Origin of the sequence: Streptomyces sp. DH24, from assembly GCF_029813775.1 — a bacterium.
Lineage (GTDB): Bacteria > Actinomycetota > Actinomycetes > Streptomycetales > Streptomycetaceae > Streptomyces.
Genome location: NZ_JARVKW010000054.1, coordinates 1 through 16,170 on the forward strand (window position 1 = coordinate 1; position 16,170 = coordinate 16,170).

The 16,170-nt window shown below is 73.4% G+C and carries 12 protein-coding genes and 1 pseudogene; 4 read left to right on the forward strand and 9 right to left on the reverse strand.

Going from position 1 to position 16,170, the window contains the following annotated elements; genetic code table 11:
• Positions 1-1,074 precede the first annotated feature (1,074 nt).
• Positions 1,075-2,277 (forward strand): amino acid deaminase/aldolase, encoded by a 1,203-nt coding sequence (locus QC282_RS28965; RefSeq protein WP_279552549.1) that lies wholly within the window; start codon positions 1,075-1,077, stop codon positions 2,275-2,277.
• 19 nt (positions 2,278-2,296) lie between these two features.
• Here QC282_RS28965 and QC282_RS28970 read toward each other — a convergent pair whose 3' ends face one another.
• From QC282_RS28970 to QC282_RS28985, 4 genes are read right to left on the reverse strand one after another with little or no spacing between them, the layout of a single operon-like run.
• A complete protein-coding gene (locus QC282_RS28970; protein ID WP_279552584.1) occupies positions 2,297-3,235 on the reverse strand; it encodes a DUF2510 domain-containing protein in 939 nt (312 codons plus the stop codon).
• A gap of 27 nt (positions 3,236-3,262) precedes the next feature.
• Entirely contained in the window at positions 3,263-4,054 is a 792-nt protein-coding gene (locus QC282_RS28975) for a 3-oxoacyl-ACP reductase (RefSeq protein WP_279552550.1), read from the reverse strand.
• On the reverse strand, positions 4,051-5,433 hold the full coding sequence (locus tag QC282_RS28980; RefSeq protein WP_279552551.1) for an aldehyde dehydrogenase family protein: 1,383 nt from the start codon (positions 5,431-5,433) through the stop codon (positions 4,051-4,053). Before QC282_RS28980 ends, QC282_RS28975 begins: the two co-directional genes overlap by 4 nt.
• Positions 5,434-5,441: 8 nt before the next feature.
• The gene (locus QC282_RS28985) at positions 5,442-6,806 is read right to left on the reverse strand and encodes a glutamine synthetase family protein (RefSeq protein WP_279552552.1); all 1,365 of its coding nucleotides are present in this window, start codon (positions 6,804-6,806) and stop codon (positions 5,442-5,444) included.
• A gap of 86 nt (positions 6,807-6,892) precedes the next feature.
• Here QC282_RS28985 and QC282_RS28990 point away from each other — a divergent pair, with 86 nt between their 5' ends.
• Both QC282_RS28990 and QC282_RS28995 read left to right on the forward strand, forming a co-directional pair.
• Positions 6,893-7,624 (forward strand): FadR/GntR family transcriptional regulator, encoded by a 732-nt coding sequence (locus QC282_RS28990; protein WP_279552553.1) that lies wholly within the window; start codon positions 6,893-6,895, stop codon positions 7,622-7,624.
• 45 nt (positions 7,625-7,669) lie between these two features.
• Positions 7,670-8,362 carry a gamma-glutamyl-gamma-aminobutyrate hydrolase family protein gene (locus tag QC282_RS28995; RefSeq protein ID WP_279552554.1) on the forward strand — a complete coding sequence of 231 codons (693 nt, stop codon included), beginning with the start codon at positions 7,670-7,672 and terminating at the stop codon, positions 8,360-8,362.
• Positions 8,363-8,614: 252 nt separating this feature from the next.
• On the opposite strand, the gene QC282_RS29000 is transcribed toward QC282_RS28995, so the two are convergent.
• Positions 8,615-9,571: a LysR family transcriptional regulator gene (locus tag QC282_RS29000; RefSeq protein ID WP_279552555.1), complete on the reverse strand. Its 957-nt coding sequence runs from the start codon at positions 9,569-9,571 to the stop codon at positions 8,615-8,617.
• Between the two features lie 71 nt (positions 9,572-9,642).
• On the opposite strand from QC282_RS29000, the gene QC282_RS29005 reads away from it, so the two are divergent.
• A complete protein-coding gene (locus tag QC282_RS29005; RefSeq protein ID WP_279552585.1) occupies positions 9,643-10,818 on the forward strand; it encodes a TDT family transporter in 1,176 nt (391 codons plus the stop codon).
• On the opposite strand, the pseudogene QC282_RS29010 reads toward QC282_RS29005, so the two are convergent.
• The 4 genes and pseudogenes from QC282_RS29010 to QC282_RS29025 form a co-directional block, all read right to left on the reverse strand.
• Positions 10,730-11,450: pseudogene (locus QC282_RS29010) on the reverse strand (helical backbone metal receptor). The gene QC282_RS29005 and the pseudogene QC282_RS29010 overlap by 89 nt on opposite strands.
• Positions 11,447-12,016 carry an XRE family transcriptional regulator gene (locus QC282_RS29015; protein ID WP_279552556.1) on the reverse strand — a complete coding sequence of 190 codons (570 nt, stop codon included), beginning with the start codon at positions 12,014-12,016 and terminating at the stop codon, positions 11,447-11,449. The pseudogene QC282_RS29010 and the gene QC282_RS29015 overlap by 4 nt, the downstream one beginning before the upstream one ends.
• Positions 12,017-12,369: 353 nt before the next feature.
• A complete protein-coding gene (locus QC282_RS29020) occupies positions 12,370-14,985 on the reverse strand; it encodes an ABC transporter permease/substrate binding protein (protein ID WP_279552557.1) in 2,616 nt (871 codons plus the stop codon).
• Positions 14,978-16,066, reverse strand: a complete 1,089-nt coding sequence (locus tag QC282_RS29025; RefSeq protein ID WP_279552558.1) for a glycine betaine/L-proline ABC transporter ATP-binding protein — start codon at positions 16,064-16,066, stop codon at positions 14,978-14,980. Before QC282_RS29025 ends, QC282_RS29020 begins: the two co-directional genes overlap by 8 nt.
• Positions 16,067-16,170: the final 104 nt, after the last annotated feature.

Genomic DNA, 16,170 nt, shown 5'->3' on the forward strand with positions numbered 1-16,170 from the left:
ACCCGGACGGCCGCCGGACGGCGGGGAGGGCACACGGGACGCGTGGAAGGGTCCGGTGCGCTCGCCGGACGCGCTCGCCGGACGGGACTGTGTCCCGGGCGGAACCGGACGCAGCCGGGCGGTCGTCTCGCTCGGGGCCTCGGGAGCGGCGGGCGGCTGCGCGGGCACGGGCGGGCGGCCGACGGGACGCCTCGGCGCCGGTGGACGGCCGGTGGGGCGGGGCGGTACGGCGGCCTGGCCCGTCCCTTCGGCGCGGGGCGGCGAGGTCGCCGGACGCTGGGCGGGGGCCGGTGGGCGGCCCGACGGGCGTGGCGGCACGGCGGTTTGGCCCGTCGGCTCGGTGGGGCGCTCCGGGGACGCCGGGGGGCGCGTCGGCTTCGGCGGGTGCGAGGGGGCGGGTGTCGGGGCGCCGGAGTCGCCGCCGACGGCCGGGGGCGTGTCGGGGAAGCGGGCCGAAGCCTTCGGCGGGGGCGGGGGGTTGCCGACGGCCGGTGAACGGAAGCCGGGGAAGCGAGGGCTGTCCGACGGCGGTGCGGAGTTCGGGCGCGGGCCTGGCGAGGCCGCCCGCGCGACCCGGGAGACCTCGGGCCCGTCCTGCGAAGGCGCACGCCCGTCCTGTGGTGTGTCGCGGTGCGGGGGTGCCGGTTCGCGCGGTGGACCGGCTTCGGTCGGGTGTGCGTCCCGGGCAGGTGGCCCGGGCTGTGCCGGGTTCCGGGCGTCGGGTGCCGGGGTCCCGGGCGTCGAAGGGGTGGAGGCGCGTCGCGCTTCCGTGCTCATCCGCCCCCCGTTTCCTCGTCCCCGGGTTCTGCCGTTCCCCGTCCCCGGGCCTGTCCCGTACACGGACCCGCGTGCCGCTCCCGGGCAACCCGTACCCGCGTGCGAAATTCCTTCGGGCACGCATACCCGCGCGCGCGTGGCGGCATCCCGGCGCGGTTGCGGCGGGCGGCGTTCCGCGTGCGTGCGCGTCACTCTACGGCGTGTCGGCGCCCGAGCGGGAACCGGACCGCACCACCGTGGCATCTGCCCGGGAACGTCCCCCTACCCTGCGGTAATTCCGTCTGGCAGGCTGCGTTCATGACCGCACGCTCCGCCGACCGGGCTCGGTACGACCGGGCCACCGCCCATCTCGACGCTCCTCTCGCGATCGTGGACCTGGACGCGTTCGACGCCAACGCGGCCGATCTGGTCGGCCGGGCCGGCGGGAAACCGGTCCGGGTCGCCAGCAAGTCCGTCCGCTGCCGTGCCCTGCTGGAACGGGTCCTGGCCCGGGACGGCTTCGCGGGGATCATGTCGTTCACGCTGGCCGAGTCGTTGTGGCTGGCGCGCTCCGGCTTCGACGACGTCCTGCTCGCCTACCCGTCCGCCGACCGCGCCGGTTTCGCGGAACTCGCCGGTGATCCCAAGCTCGCCGCCGCCGTGACCGTGCTGGTGGACGACCCGGCGCAGCTCGACCTCATCGACGCCTCGCGCGGCGGCGGACGCGAAGTGGTGCGGGTGTGCCTGGAGTTGGACACCTCCCTGCGGCTGTTCGGCGGGCGGGTGCGGATCGGCGCGCTGCGCTCCCCGGCGCACTCCCCGGCGCAGCTCGCCGACCTGGCCCGCGCGGTGGCCCGTCGGCCGGGTTTCAAGGTCGTCGGGATCATGGCGTACGAGGGGCATGTCGCCGGGGTCGGTGACGCGGTGGCCGGGCGTCCGCTGCGCTCCCGGGCCGTGCGGCTGATGCAGGCCGCCGCCCGCCGGGAGCTGGCCGAGCGGCGCGCGGCGGCGGTGCGGGCGGTACGGGCCGTGGTGCCGGACCTGGAGTTCGTCAACGGCGGCGGCACGGGAAGCGTGCAGCACACGGCCGCCGAGGACGCGGTGACGGAGATCGCCGCGGGGTCCGGGCTGTACGTGCCGCGGCTGTTCGACAACTACACGTCGTTCACGGGCCGTCCGGCCGCCCTGTTCGCGCAGCCGGTGGTGCGCCGTCCCGGCGTCGGCGTGGTGACGGTGCTCGGCGGCGGTTATCCGGCGTCGGGCGCGGCCGGGCCGGACCGGCTGCCGGTGCCGTATCTGCCGGAGGGGCTGCGGTACGACCCCCGGGAGGCCGCGGGCGAGGTGCAGACGCCGCTGCTCGGCTCCCCCGCCGATGATCTCCTCGTCGGCGACAAGGTGTGGTTCCGGCACGCCAAGGCGGGCGAGCTGTGCGAGCGGTTCGACACGCTGCACCTGGTGGAGGGGGACGCGGTGACCGGGTCGGTGCCCACGTATCGCGGCGAGGGGCACACGTTCCTGTAGCCGGGCCCGCACCCCCCGTTCAGCCGGTGGGGCCGATGCTGCTGCCGACGCCGCCGCCGGTGGACGCGTCGCCGGCCGGGCGGATGCCCTTGGTGATCCGGTCCATGTCGGCGAGCGGCGGGCCGTCCGGGCCCGCGTCGAAGACGTACCGGACGAGGACGGGCGACTCGGTGCCGACGGTCGACGGGAACACCAGCGACTGCACGTAGCCGCCGGGGCCCTCGGCGGTCCGCACCCGCCAGCGCACGAAGTACCCGGCGCGTCCGGCCACCGCGACGGGGCCCGCCCCGACCTCCTCGTGGGACTCGATGCCGCCGAAGGGCCGCTTGCCGAGGAGGTCCCGGCCGTAGGCGTCGTCGGCGGCGTCGGAGATGTCCTCGCGGGCCAGCGCCTCGGGCGACCTCTCGTCGTTGGCGGTGACCGTGCGGGAGATGACGAGGCCGTGCCGGCACACGCCGCCGTCGCCGGGGCAGTCGTAGGTGCCGTCCCTGGTCATGACGACGTCGTCCTGGGCGACGTGCTCCGGCCGGACCCAGCCGTCGAGGAGCGGCAGGGTGATGCCGTTGAGTTCGTCCGCGACGCGGGACGGGTCCTCGGCGGCGGAGGCGGAGGCGGAAGGCGACGGCGAGGGCGTGTCGTCCGTCGGCGCGACGCCGGAGGAGGCCGGGGCGGACGGCGGCGGGTTCCGCGCCCCGGGGTCGCCGTCGTCCTTGCCCAGCAGGACCGCGCCGGTGACGATCGCGGCGACGAGGACGGCTCCGGCGGTGGTGAGGGCGACGGCCCCGGTCCGGTTGCCGCCGGAGGCGGACCGTGCCGGTGCCCCCGGCGGCACCGGTGGCGGCACGGGCGGTGCCGCCGCCTCCGGCGCACGCCGGTGGTCGGTCCAGGCCGTGCCGTCCCACCAGCGTTCCAGGTGCGGGCCGGACGGATCGCGGTACCAGCCGGGCGGAGGCGTCATGCTCATCCCGGCACTCTAGGACGCGCCCTACAGCGGCGTGACGTACGCCCCCGAGATTCCGCCGTCCACCAGGAAGTCGGTGGCGTTCACGAAGGACGAGTCGTCGCTGGCCAGGAAGGCGACGGCGGCGGCGATCTCCTCGGCCTCGGCGAACCGGCCGAGCGGGATGTGCACCAGGCGGCGGGCGGCGCGCTCCGGGTCCTTGGCGAACAGCTCCTGCAGCAGTGGGGTGTTGACCGGGCCGGGGCACAGGGCGTTGACGCGGATGCTCTCGCGGGCGAACTGCACGCCCAGTTCGCGGGACATGGCGAGCACGCCGCCCTTGGAGGCGGTGTACGAGATCTGCGAGGTGGCCGCGCCCATCCTGGCCACGAAGGACGCCGTGTTGATGATCGAGCCCCTGCCCTGGCGCCGCATGTACGGGATGGCGGCCTTGCAGCACAGGTAGACGGAGGTGAGGTTGACCTCCTGGACGCGCTTCCAGGCCTCCAGGCCGGTCTCCAGGATGGAGTCGTCGTCGGGCGGGGAGATCCCGGCGTTGTTGAAGGCGACGTCGACGCTGCCGTAGGTGTCGTACGCCGTGCGGAACAGCGCCTCCACCTGCTCCGGGTCGGTGACGTCGACCTTGACGAAGATGCCGCCGGTCTCGTCGGCCGCCGCCTTGCCGCGGGTCTCGTCGACGTCGCCGCAGACGACGTGCGCTCCCTCGGAGGCGAGCCGGCGCGCGGTGGCCAGGCCGATGCCGCTGCCGGCTCCGGTGACGACGGCGGTACGGCCGACCAGCCGGCGGCAGATGATCTCGTCAGGCGATGCGGTCACTGTGCGGGGCCCTCCGTGCTGATGAAGACGTTCTTGGTCTCGGTGAAGGCGGTCAGGGCGTCCGGGCCCAGCTCCCGGCCGATGCCGGACTGCTTGAAGCCGCCGAACGGGGTCCAGTAGCGGACGCTGGAGTGGGAGTTGACGGACAGGTTGCCCGCGCGGACGGCCTGCGAGACGCGAAGGGCGCGGCCCACGTCGCGGGTCCAGATCGAGCCGGAGAGGCCGTAGTCGGTGGCGTTGGCCAGACGGACCGCCTCGGCCTCGTTCTCGAAGGGCAGCACGACGGCGACCGGGCCGAAGACCTCCTCGACGGCCACGCGTGCGTGCGGGTCGACGCCGGTGAGGACGGTGGGCGGGAACCAGAAGCCGGGGCCTTCGGGTGCCTTGCCGCGGATGCCGTCGGCGTCCTGGGGGACGTACGAGCGGACGCGGTCGAGCTGGGCCCTGGAGATCAGCGGGCCCATGGCGCTGTTCTCGTCGGCCGGGTCGCCGACGACGACGGACTCGACGGCGGGGGCGAGCAGTTCGAGGAAGCGGTCGTAGGCGGTGCGCTGGACGAGGATGCGGGTGCGGGCGCAGCAGTCCTGGCCGGAGTTGTCGAGGAAGGCCATGGGAGCCGCTGCGGCGGCGGCCTCGATGTCCGCGTCGGCGAAGACGATGTTGGGGCTCTTGCCGCCGAGTTCCAGGGTGACCGGCTTGAGCAGTGCCGAGCCCTTCGCAGCGACCTGCCTGCCCACGGCCGTCGATCCGGTGAACACGATCTTGGCGACGCCGGGGTGTTCGACGAGGGCGTTGCCCGTGACGGGGCCGTGGCCGGGGAGCACCTGGAACAGGCCCTCGGGCAGGCCCGCCGCCAGGGCGAGTTCGGCCAGGCGCAGAGCGGTCAGGGGGGTGGTCTCGGCGGGTTTGAGCAGCACCGCGTTGCCGGCGGCGAGCGCGGGGGCGGCGCCCCAGGCCGCGATCGGCATGGGGAAGTTCCAGGGGGCGATGACGCCGACGACGCCGAGCGGTTCGAGGACGGTGACGTCCAGCCCGCCCGCGACCGGGATCTGACGGCCGGTCAGCCGCTCCACTCCCCCGGCCGCGTAGTCGAGGAGGTCGCGGACGTTGCCCGCCTCCCAGCGCGCGTTGCCGATCAGGTGGCCCGCCTCCCGCACCTCCAGCCGGGCCAGTTCCTCCAGGTGTTCGTCCACGGCGGCGGCGAAGCGGCGCAGCAGCCGGGCGCGGTCGCCGGGCGCCAGGGCGGCCCATGCGGCCTGTGCCCGTGCGGCGCGTACGACGGCGGCGTCGACGTCGGCCGCGGAGGCGGCCGGGACGGTGGCGACGACCTCCTCGGTCGCGGGGTTCAGGACCGTGAGGTCGTGGGGCTGTTCGGACAAGCGGGGCCTCACATGCGTTCGAAGGAGCGGCGCAGTTCCCAGTCGGTGACCGCGGCGTCGTAGGCGTCGAGTTCGACGCGCGCCATGTTGCGGTAGTGGGCGACGACCTCGTCGCCGAAGGCCGCCTTGGCGAGCGGGCTGTTCTCCCAGAGTTCGGCGGCCTCGCGCAGGGTGGTCGGGACGTGGGCGAGGTCGGCGGCGTAGGCGTTGCCCTCGCAGGGGTCGGGCAGTTCGAGCCGCTGCTCGACGCCGTACAGCCCGGCCGCGACCATGCCGGCGACGGCGAGGTGCGGGTTGACGTCGCCACCGGGCAGCCGGTTCTCGAAGCGCAGGGAGCGGCCGTGGCCGACGACCCGGAGCGCGCAGGTGCGGTTGTCGTGGCCCCAGGCGACGGCGGTCGGCGCGAAGGAGCCCGGCTGGAACCGCTTGTAGGAGTTGATGTTGGGGGCGTAGAGCAGCGAGAAGTCGCGCAGCGCGGCGAGTTGCCCGGCGAGGAAGTGCCGCATGACGTCGGACATCTCGGCGCCGGGGCCGGCGGCCATGACGTTGCTGCCGTCGGCGTCGGCGAGCGAGAGGTGGATGTGGCAGGAGTTGCCCTCGCGCTCGTTGTACTTGGCCATGAAGGTGATCGACATGCCCTCCTGGGCGGCGATCTCCTTGGCGCCGGTCTTGTAGACGGCGTGCTGGTCGCAGGTGACGAGGGCCTCGTCGTAGCGGAAGGCGATCTCGTGCTGGCCGGGGTTGCACTCGCCCTTGGCGGACTCGACGGTCAGGCCGGCGGCGGCCATCTCGTTGCGGATGCGGCGCAGCAGTGGTTCGATGCGGCCGGTGCCGAGGACGGAGTAGTCGATGTTGTACTGGTTCGCGGGGGTCAGGCCCCGGTAGCCGGCGTCCCAGGCCTGTTCGTAGGTGTCCTTGAAGACGATGAACTCCAGCTCGGTGCCGACCTGGGCGGTCCAGCCGTGTTCGGCGAGGCGGTCGAGCTGGCGGCGCAGGATCTGGCGGGGCGCGGCGACGACCGGGGAGCCGTCGTGCCAGGCGAGGTCGGCGACGAGCATCGCGGTGCCCTCGTTCCAGGGCACACGGCGCAGGGTCGCGAGGTCGGGGTGCATGGCGAAGTCGCCGTAGCCGCGGTCCCAGGAGGACATCGCGTAGCCGTCGACGGTGTTCATCTCGGCGTCGACGGCGAGGAGGTAGTTGCAGCCCTCGGTGCCGTGGTGGAGGACCTCGTCGAGGAAGAAGCGCGCGGCGAACCGCTTGCCCTGCAGCCGTCCCTGCATGTCGGGGAACGCCAGCACGACCGTGTCGATGTCACCGCCCGCGACGAGGGCGTGCAGTTCCTCGACTCCGAGCGGGGGTGTGCGGTCTGCCACGGGAGAGCCTCCTTGGGGCTTCTTCGTTCCGCCGTGAGCCATAAGGTATTGCCGAGAACCTTTGCTTGGGAAGGGGGCACGGCCGTATGCGGGAGGAGCCTGGCGGCGTCGACCGTCTGACGCCGGTGCTGCGGCCGGTGCGGGCGGGCAACGGCTTCGAGGAGGCGCTGGAGCAGATCCTCCAGGTGGTGCGGCTGGGTCTGGTCCCGGAGGGCGGGCGGCTGCCCGCGGAGCGGGACCTGGCGGAGCGGCTGGGGATCAGCCGGGTGACGCTGCGGGAGGTCCTGAAGGTGCTTCAGGACCAGGGTCTGCTGGAGTCGCGGCGCGGGCGGTACGGCGGAACGTTCGTGCTGCCGCGCGCCGCCGATCCCGGCGGGCAGGACGCGCTGCGGCGGCGGGTCGCCGAGGTGGACGTCGAGGACGTGCTGCGGTTCCGCGAGGTGCTGGAGGTGGGGGCGGCCGGGCTGTGCGCGGCGCACGGTCTGGGCGGCGAGCGGGCGGCCCGGCTGCGGGAGGCGCTGGACCGCACGCACGACGCGCCGCTCGCGGAGTACCGGCGTCTGGACACGATGCTGCACCTGACGCTCGCGGAGCTGTGCGGGTCGCCGACGCTGGCGGCGCAGTACGCGGCGGTCCGGGCGACGCTGAACGACCTGCTGGACTGCATCCCGCTGCTGGTGCGCAACCTGGAGCACTCACAGCGGCAGCACGCGGCGCTGGTGGAGGCGGTGCTCGACGGGGACGTGGACGGGGCGCGGGAGATGATGCGGGAGCACTGCGGGGGGACGGCGGCGCTGTTGCGCGGGTTCCTCACCTGAGCGCTTCCAAAGGTACAAATCCACACCATTGCAGGGAGGGTCGAGGTGACCGGACGGCGGCCGCTGATCGGCGTCAGTACCTATCTGGAGGCCGGGGCGCGCTGGGGCGTGTGGGAGCTGGATGCGGCGCTGCTGCCGACCGGCTATCCCCGGCTGGTGCAGCGCGCGGGCGGCCTCGCCGTCATGCTGCCCCCGGACGCGCCGGAACACGCCGCGGCGGCGGTGGCGCGGCTCGACGCGGTGGTGATCGCGGGCGGACCGGACGTGGACCCGGGGCGCTACGGCGCGGAACGGGACCCGCGTACGGGGCCCGCGGCTCCGGAGCGGGACGCGTGGGAGCTGGCGCTGATCGACGCGGCGCTGGCGGCCGGGGTGCCGCTGCTCGGGATCTGCCGGGGAATGCAGCTGCTGAACGTCGCGCTGGGCGGCACGCTCGTCCAGCATCTCGACGGGCACGCGGAGGTGCTGGGCGCGTTCGGCCGTCACGTGGTGTCGCCGGTGCCGGGGACGCTGTACGCGGGGCTGGTCCCGGAGGCGATGCCCGTGCCGACGTATCACCACCAGGCCGTGGAGCGGCTGGGCGAGGGACTGGTCGTGTCGGCGCGCGCCGGCGACGGGACGGCGGAGGCGCTGGAACTGCCGGCGGACACCGGGTGGGCGCTGGGCGTGCAGTGGCATCCGGAGATGGGGACGGACCTGCGGGTGATGCGGGGGCTGGTGATGGCGGCCGGCGGCTGACGGGCCCGCCGACCCGGGTCGGCGACAGCGGGGCCTGGACGGGGCCGGGCCTCCCCCGGTCGGCGACAGCGCGCCCCGGGCGGGGCAGGTTTTCGCCCGGGTCGGCGACCGCACGCCCCGGGCAGGGCCGTCCTCTCGGGACCAGCGACACCAGGCCCCGGCCGAGCCCGCCACCCCCGGACCAGCAACACCAGACCCCGGCCGAGCCCATCACCCCGACACCAGCAACACCAGACCCCCGGGCAGAACCCGTCACCCCCGGGTCAGCGACAGCAGGTCACGGGCCGGGCCCGTCGGGCGGTGGCCCGTCGGCCAGACCGCCCGGAGGTCTCTCGTCAGGGCGATGCCCTCGACCGGCACGGGGACCAGGCGGCGCATGGACAGCTCCTCGCCCACGGCCAGTTCGCTGAGGACCGCCGGGCCCGCGCCGCTGACCGCCGCCGCCTTCACGGCCGTCGTGGAGGACAGTTCGATCAGCGGGCGGGCCAGGCCGCCCAGGGCGGCGTCCAGGACCTGACGGGTGCCGGAGCCCTTCTCGCGCAGGATCAGCGGGGTCGTCGCCAGCTCCTGCGGGGCCAGCGGCCTGCGCCGCCTGGCCCAGGGATGGCGGGGCGCCGCGACGACGATCAGCCGGTCGTGGGCGATGACGGCGGAGTCCAGGCCGGCCGGCACCGACAGGCCCTCCACGAAGCCCAGGTCGGCCTCGTCGGACAGCAGGCGTTCGGCGACCGCCGCCGAGTTCCCGGCGAGCAGCGACACCGCCGTGTCCGGGCGCTGGGCGCGCAGCGCGAGCAGCCAGCCCGGCAGCAGGTACTCCGCGATGGTCATGCTCGCCGCCACCCGCAGCCGGGAGTCGCGCCGGTCCCGCAGCGCCTGCGCCCCGGCGTCGAACGCCTCCGCGGCCTCCACGATGCGGCGCGCCCAGTCGGTGACGAGGGCGCCGGCGTCGGTGAGCCGGGAGCCGCGCGGCGAGCGGTCCACGAGGGCCACCCCGAGCTGCCGTTCCATCGACCGGATACGGCTGCTGGCGGCGGGCTGGGTGATGCCGAGCTCCCGGGCGGCGCCGCCGAGGCTGCCGAGCCGCGCGACCGCCAGCAGCAGTTCCAGCGCTCCGAGGTCGGGCACCCGGTGCGCCAGTGGCCCGCCGGCGGAAGGCCGGGAGGCGTCGTGCCCGTCCGTCGTACTCGCGCTGTCACCGCTCCTGCTCATAAACCCAGCTTATGTTGTCATAGGGGCATACTCCCTGGTGGCGGGGGACGGGGGACGCGACCGTGGACACCATGGTCACCGCCGCCCAGCCCCTTCTCCCCCGTGCCACCGCACGTCCCCCGCGCGCCGCCGCCGTCCGTCACCTCGGACCCAACTGGTACGCCGCCGTCATGGGCACCGCCGCCGTCGCCCTGGCCGGCGCCGCGCTGCCGCTGCGCGTCCCCGGCCTGCGCACCATCTGCGCGGCCGTCTGGGCGCTCTCCCTCGTCCTGCTCGTGGTGCTGCTCGCCGCCCGGGGCCTGCACTGGCGGCACCACCGCGACCAGGCCCGCGCCCATCTCCTCGATCCGGCGACGGCGCCCTTCTACGGCTGTCTCGCGATGGCGCTGCTGGCCGTCGGCGGCGGCGCGCTCACCGCCGGACGCGACTGGCTCGGCCTTCGCGCGGCCCTCGCCGTGGACGCGGTGCTGTTCACCGCGGGAACGGCGGTCGGGCTGGCGGCAGCCGTCGCCGTGCCGTATCTGATGGCCGTGCGCCACCGGACCGAGCCGGGGCAGGCGACGCCCGTGTGGCTGCTGCCGCTGGTCGCGCCGATGGTGTCGGCCGCGCTCGGGCCGCTGCTGGTCCCGCACCTGCCCGCGGGTCAGGCGCGGCAGACCCTGCTGCTCGGCTGTTTCGCGCTGTTCGGGCTGAGCCTGCTCGCGACGCTGCTCATGCTGCCGGTCGTCTTCGCCCGGCTGCTCACCGGGGGCCCGCTGCCGCTCGCGCTGACGCCGACGCTGTTCCTGGTGCTGGGCCCGCTCGGCCAGTCCACCACGGCCGTGGGCGCGTTCGCGGCCGCCGCCCCGGATGCCGTGCCGGCGCCGTACGAGCAGGGCTTCGCGATGCTCGTCGTGCTGTACGGCGTCCCGGTGACCGGGTTCGCGCTGCTCTGGTTCGGTCTGGCCACGGCGCACGTGGTGCGGGCGTGGCGGCGGGGGATGCGGTTCACGATGACGTGGTGGGCGTTCACCTTCCCGGTCGGCACGTGTGTCACCGGCGCGGCGGCCCTGGCCCGGCACACCGGGCTCGTCGTGTTCGACGCGCTCGCCGTCGGCCTGTACGGCGTGCTGGTCACCGCGTGGGCGACCGCCGCCGTGTGCACGGCGCGTGGTCTGGTCAGCGGCGCGCTGCTCGCAGGGCCCGCCCCAGCACCCGGGGCGCCTCGGCCAGCGACGGGCCGTACCAGGTCAGATGGCGGCCACTGACCAGCGCGCAGCGCAGTCCCGGGAAGGCCTCGGGTCCGTCGTCGGCGGTGAAGCGGTAGGGCTCGTCGGGGAGCACCACGAGGTCCGGGGCCGCCGCGCGCAGGTCGGCCGCAGGGACGCGCGGATAGCGTTCCGCGTGGGTCGCGTACAGGTGGTCGACGCCGAGGCGGGCCAGCACGTCACCGGCGAAGGTGTCCCGGCCGAGCACCATCCACGGGCGGCGCCACACGGGCACGACGGCCGTCGTACGACGTTCCGGCGGCGCCGGCGCCGACCAGGTCTCCTCGGCCTCGTCCAGCCACCGGGGACGACCGGGCGCCCCGCAGGCCCGCAGCACCCGCGCCAGTTCCCGGAAGGCCTCGGGCACGTCGCGCACCTGAGTGACCAGCACGTCGGCGCCGCCCGCCCGCAGGGCGTCGAGGTCCGGGGCGCGGTTCTCCTCCTCGTTGGCGATCACCAGGTCGGGGGCGAGGGAGAGGATCCGGTCGGTCTTCGGGTTCTTGGTGCCGCCGATCCGTACGACGTCCAGGTCCGCCGGGTGCGTGCACCCAGTCCGTGGCGCCGACGAGGGCGCCGGGCAGCGTCGCGGCCACCGCCTCCGTCAGGGACGGCACCAGCGAGACGACCCTCACTGCGGCGGCCTGTCCCGGACCGCCTCGATGTGCTCGGCGACCGCGACGACCAGCAGCCGCGTCTCGGAGACCGTGGCCCGCCAGCGGTGCCGCACCCCGCCGGTGAGGTAGAGGGTGTCGCCGCGGCCGAGGCGGTAGGCGCGGCCCTCGGCCTCGATCTCCACGGCGCCGTCGGCCACGTACATCAACTGGTCGTTGCGGTACTGGAATTCACGGCCCGCGTCGTGGTCGCCGGTGAATTCCGAGGCGTGCATCTGGTGGTGGCCGCGCACCAGGGACCGCACCCGGGGCTCCGGGAGCGGCTCGCCCGGCTCGGCGCGGACGACGTCCACGCTGCACGCCGGGTCGGCCGCCGCGAGGAGTTCGACGGCGGTGGTGCGCAGCGCGTCGGCGACCTTCTCCAGGGAACTGGTGCTGGGCCGGGCCCGCTCGTTCTCGATCTGGCTGAGGAACGGCACGGACAGGCCGCTGCGTTCGGCCACGACGGCGAGAGTGAGCTCCAGGGCCCGGCGCCGCCGCCGCACGGCCGCGCCCACCCGCAAGGGCTGTTCTTTGTGGTCGCCCATCGCTCCGGCTCCCTCCTTCGCTCGTCCCTCGGCCACCCGCGCCCGTCGCCGGCGCACCTCCGCTTTCGGGTTCTCTGCACCCTACGCATGGTCGGCAAACCGATTCACGCGCCCGTCACATGCACGTCACGCCGTCAGGGTTGCGACCTGATGGTTCGCGCCATGGAACGACGGGACGTTCCGTCGGGTCAATGCGCGGTCGCTTTTCCGTGTTCCCTTCCTGCCGGAGGTTTCCCCTCCCCGGGACGCGCGGCCGTGGCCGTACGTGTTTGGCCGAATCCTTACCGCGGGCGCCGGGCAGTCACCCGGTAACCATAAGGGCGCCCGGTATCCGGCCCCGGGGAGCCCTCGGGTCACCGCGGGGTCATGCGCTCGACCATGTCCGGGTGCTCCTCCAGCCACGCGGCGACGGCCTCTTCCTCGTGGCCCTGGCCGCGCTCGTTGATCTCGGCCTCCAGAGTGCCCAGCTCGTCCTCACTCATACGGAATCCCTTGATCCACTTGGTGAGCTGCGGGTACTGCTCGGGGAACTTCGCGCTGGAGATCGTGCGGATCGTGTTGCCCTCGCCGAAGAGCTTCTTCTCGTCCTTCAGCTTGGTCAGCTCGTACTGGCTGTACGCCCAGTGCGGCGACCACAGCACGACGACGACGGGCTCCTTCTTGGCGTAGGCGCGCTTGAGCTCCGCCAGCATCGCCGGGGTGGAGCCGTCGACGACCTTGTACTCCTTGTCGAGGCCGTAGCCCGGCAGGACGTCCTTCTTGAGCAGGTTCATCTCGCCGGTGCCCGGCTCGATGCCGATGATCTTCCCGTCGAAGCGGTCGGCCTTGCCCTTGAGGTCCGCGAGGGACTCGACGTCCTTCACGTACGAGGGGACGGCCAGCTCCAGGGACGTCGGCTCGTACCAGGTGCCGAGGTCGTTGAGTCTGTCCTTGTGCTGGTCCCAGTAGTTCTTCTGGGCGTAGGGCAGCCAGGCGTCGAAGTTGAGGTCGAGGTCGCCCGAGGCCAGACCGGTGTAGACCGGGCCGACGTCCATCTGCTTCAGGTTCAGCCGGTAGCCGCGCCGCTCCAGGACGTTCTTCCACAGGTAGGTGACGGCGATGTCCTCGTCCCAGGGGAACCAGGCCACGTCCAGGGGCCGCTTCGCCTCGGCGGGGGTGCCGCCCGCGCCGTTCCCGGCCGGGGCGAGCTTGTCGACGACGCCGGGGTTCTGCTTCAGCCAGGTCTTGACCGCCTGCTGCTGCTTGCCCTTGCCGGCCTTGTTGATCTCGGCTTCGAGGCTCGTGAGCTGCTTCTCGGTCATCTCGAAGTTCTTCAGCCACTCGCCGACGACCGGGTTGTCGGCCGCGAAACCCTTGCGGGACAGCGTGTGCACGCCGTCGCCCTTGCCCCAGGTGCCCTTCGGGCCCTTGAGCTTCTTCAGGCCGTAGTCGCTGTAGGCCCAGTGCGGGGACCACAGGGTGACGACGATCGGCTTCTTGTCGGCGTAGGCGCGCTTGAGCTGCGCGAGCATCGCCGGGGTGGAGCTGTCGACGACCTTGTACTCGCTGTCGAGGCCGTACTCCTTGAGGACCTTGCTCTTGAGCAGGGACATCATTCCGGCGCTGGGCTCGATGCCGGTGATCTTTCCGCCGAACCGCCCGGCCTTGCCCTTGAGGTCCTCAAGGGAGTTGACGTCCTTCATGTACGACGGGACGGTCAGCTCCAGGGACGTCTCGTCGTACCAGGAGCCGAGGTCGTCGAGCTGCTTGCCGTACTTCTTCCAGTACGACTCGTGGGTGGTGGGCAGCCACGCGTCCGTCTGGAAGTCGATGTCGCCGCTCGCCAGGGACGTGTACAGCGGGCCGGCCTCCATCTGCTTGGTCTCGACCTCGTAGCCGCGCCGCTCCAGGATCTCCTTCCACAGGAAGGTGGAGGCGACGCCCTCGTCCCAGGGGATGTAGCCGATGCTGATCTTCTTGCCCCGGCCGACGTTGCCGTCGGCGGCGGTGGCGGTGCCCTTGTCGGCGCTGCCGAACATGCCCATGCCGCCCGCGACGAGGGCGAGCACCACGACGCCGATCACGGCGACGGACGGACGGGGCCGGTACGACCAGATCTTCAGGCCCTGGGTGGCGCGCAGCCGGGCCGCGGCGCGGCGGCCGAGCGGGGACACCTGGGTGCCGAGGGCGCTGGTCATGCGGTCGAGGTAGATCGCGAGGATCACGATCGCGACACCGGCCTCGGAGCCGAGGCCCACGTTGAGCTGGCCGATGGCCTCGTTGACGTCGCCGCCGAGACCGTCGGCGCCGACCATGCCGGCGATGGCGGCCATCGACAGGCCGAGCATGATGACCTGGTTGACGCCCGCCATGACGGTGGGCAGGGCCAGCGGCAGCTGGACGCGCAGGAGGATGTTGCGCGGCGTGGTGCCGAACGCCTCGGCGGCCTCGACCAGTTCCTTGTCGACCTGCCGGATGCCCAGCTCGGTCATGCGGACGCCGGGGGCCAGCGCGAAGATCAGGGTGGCGACGATGCCCGCGGGGGCGCCGCTGCCGAAGAAGAGGATCGCCGGGATGAGGTAGATCATCGCGGGCAGCGTCTGCATGAAGTCCAGCACCGGCCGGACCACACCGCTGACGCGCTCCGAGCGGGCCGCCCAGATGCCGACGGGCACCGAGACGACGAGCGCGATGATCGTCGCGACGAGGACCAGGGAGAGGGTCATCATCGCGTTCTCCCACAGCCCGAGGGAGTCGATGAACGCGAACCCCGCGAAGGCCAGCACACCGGCGACGGTGCCGCGCAGCCAGAAGGCGATCACGGCGAAGATGCCGGCCAGCAGGAGGGGCTCGGGGGCCTGGAGGACGGCGTCGATGCCGTCGTAGGCGCCGAGGAAGACCGTCTTGAGGAAGTCGAACAGCCACGACACGTTGTCGAGCAGCCAGTCGACGGAGCTGTTGACCCAGTCGCCGAAGGGGATCCTAGGCATTGGCGATCACCTTCTCCCCGTCCTGGGCGCTCGGGGAGCCGCAGGGCTCGGGCGCGCCCTGCTCGTCGCCGAGGAAGCCGACCAGCCGCTGCCGGGGCACGACCCCGACGACCTCGCGGTGCTCGTCGAGGACGGCGACCGGGTGGGCCAGCCGGGCGCTGAGGGCGCACAGGTCGGTGAACGACGTGTCGGTGGTCGCCGTGTCGCAGTCGCAGTCGGCCTCGTCGCCGCTGACGTCGCGGTCCATCACGGACTCGGCGGTCAGCACGCGGGAGCGGTCGACGTCCTGCGTGAAGGAGGCGACGTAGTCGTCGGCGGGCCGCAGCAGGATGTCCTCGGCGGTGCCGGTCTGCACGATGCGGCCGTCGCGCATGACGGCGATGCGGTCGCCCAGGCGCATGGCCTCGTTGAGGTCGTGGGTGATGAAGACGATGGTCTTCTTCAGCGTGCGCTGGAGCTCCAGGAGCTGGTCCTGCATGTCGCGGCGGATCAGCGGGTCGAGGGCGCTGAAGGACTCGTCCATCAGCAGCAGATCGGCGTCGGTGGCCAGCGCGCGGGCCAGGCCCACGCGCTGCTGCATGCCGCCGGACAGCTCGTCGGGCCAGGACTTCTCCCAGCCGGCCAGGCCACACAGGGCGAGCGCCTCGTCGGCGCGCCGTGCGCGCTCGGCGCGGGGCACGCCCTGCACTTCCAGACCGTAGGCGGCGTTCTCGCGCACGCTGCGGTGCGGGAAGAGCGCGAAGTGCTGGAAGACCATGCTGATCTTCCGGGAGCGGACCTCGCGCAGTTCGCGGTCGCCGAGTGCGGTCAGGTCCTGGCCGTCGAAGCGGACGTGGCCCGCGGTCGGTTCGAGCAGGCCGTTGAGCATGCGCAGCAGAGTGGACTTGCCGGAGCCGGACAGGCCCATGACGACGAAGATCTGGCCCGGCTCGACCGTGAAGGAGGCGTCGATCACGGCGGCCGTGGTGCCGTCCGCACGCAGCTCCTCCCGGTCCACCCCTTGCTGGAGCTGTGTGACCGACTCGTCCGGTCGTCTCCCGAACACCTTGTACAGGTGCTCGGCCTCAAGCGTCGCTGACACGCGTACCTTCTCGTCTCGACAGCAATGGAAACGGAGCGACGGGGCCGCGAACAGCTTCAAAAGTTGAACGCGCGACCGACATCGCTCCGAGGCCGCGCCTGCCC

Coding starts and splice junctions, on each gene's coding strand:
- QC282_RS29015 (WP_279552556.1), bottom strand. CDS start 12,016: ATGGGCGACCACAAAGAACAGCCCTTGCGGGTGGGCGCGGCCGTGCGG.
- QC282_RS28970 (WP_279552584.1), bottom strand. CDS start 3,235: ATGACGCCTCCGCCCGGCTGGTACCGCGATCCGTCCGGCCCGCACCTG.
- QC282_RS29000 (WP_279552555.1), bottom strand. CDS start 9,571: ATGAGCAGGAGCGGTGACAGCGCGAGTACGACGGACGGGCACGACGCC.
- QC282_RS29020 (WP_279552557.1), bottom strand. CDS start 14,985: ATGCCTAGGATCCCCTTCGGCGACTGGGTCAACAGCTCCGTCGACTGG.
- QC282_RS28990 (WP_279552553.1), top strand. CDS start 6,893: ATGCGGGAGGAGCCTGGCGGCGTCGACCGTCTGACGCCGGTGCTGCGG.
- QC282_RS28965 (WP_279552549.1), top strand. CDS start 1,075: ATGACCGCACGCTCCGCCGACCGGGCTCGGTACGACCGGGCCACCGCC.
- QC282_RS29005 (WP_279552585.1), top strand. CDS start 9,643: ATGGTCACCGCCGCCCAGCCCCTTCTCCCCCGTGCCACCGCACGTCCC.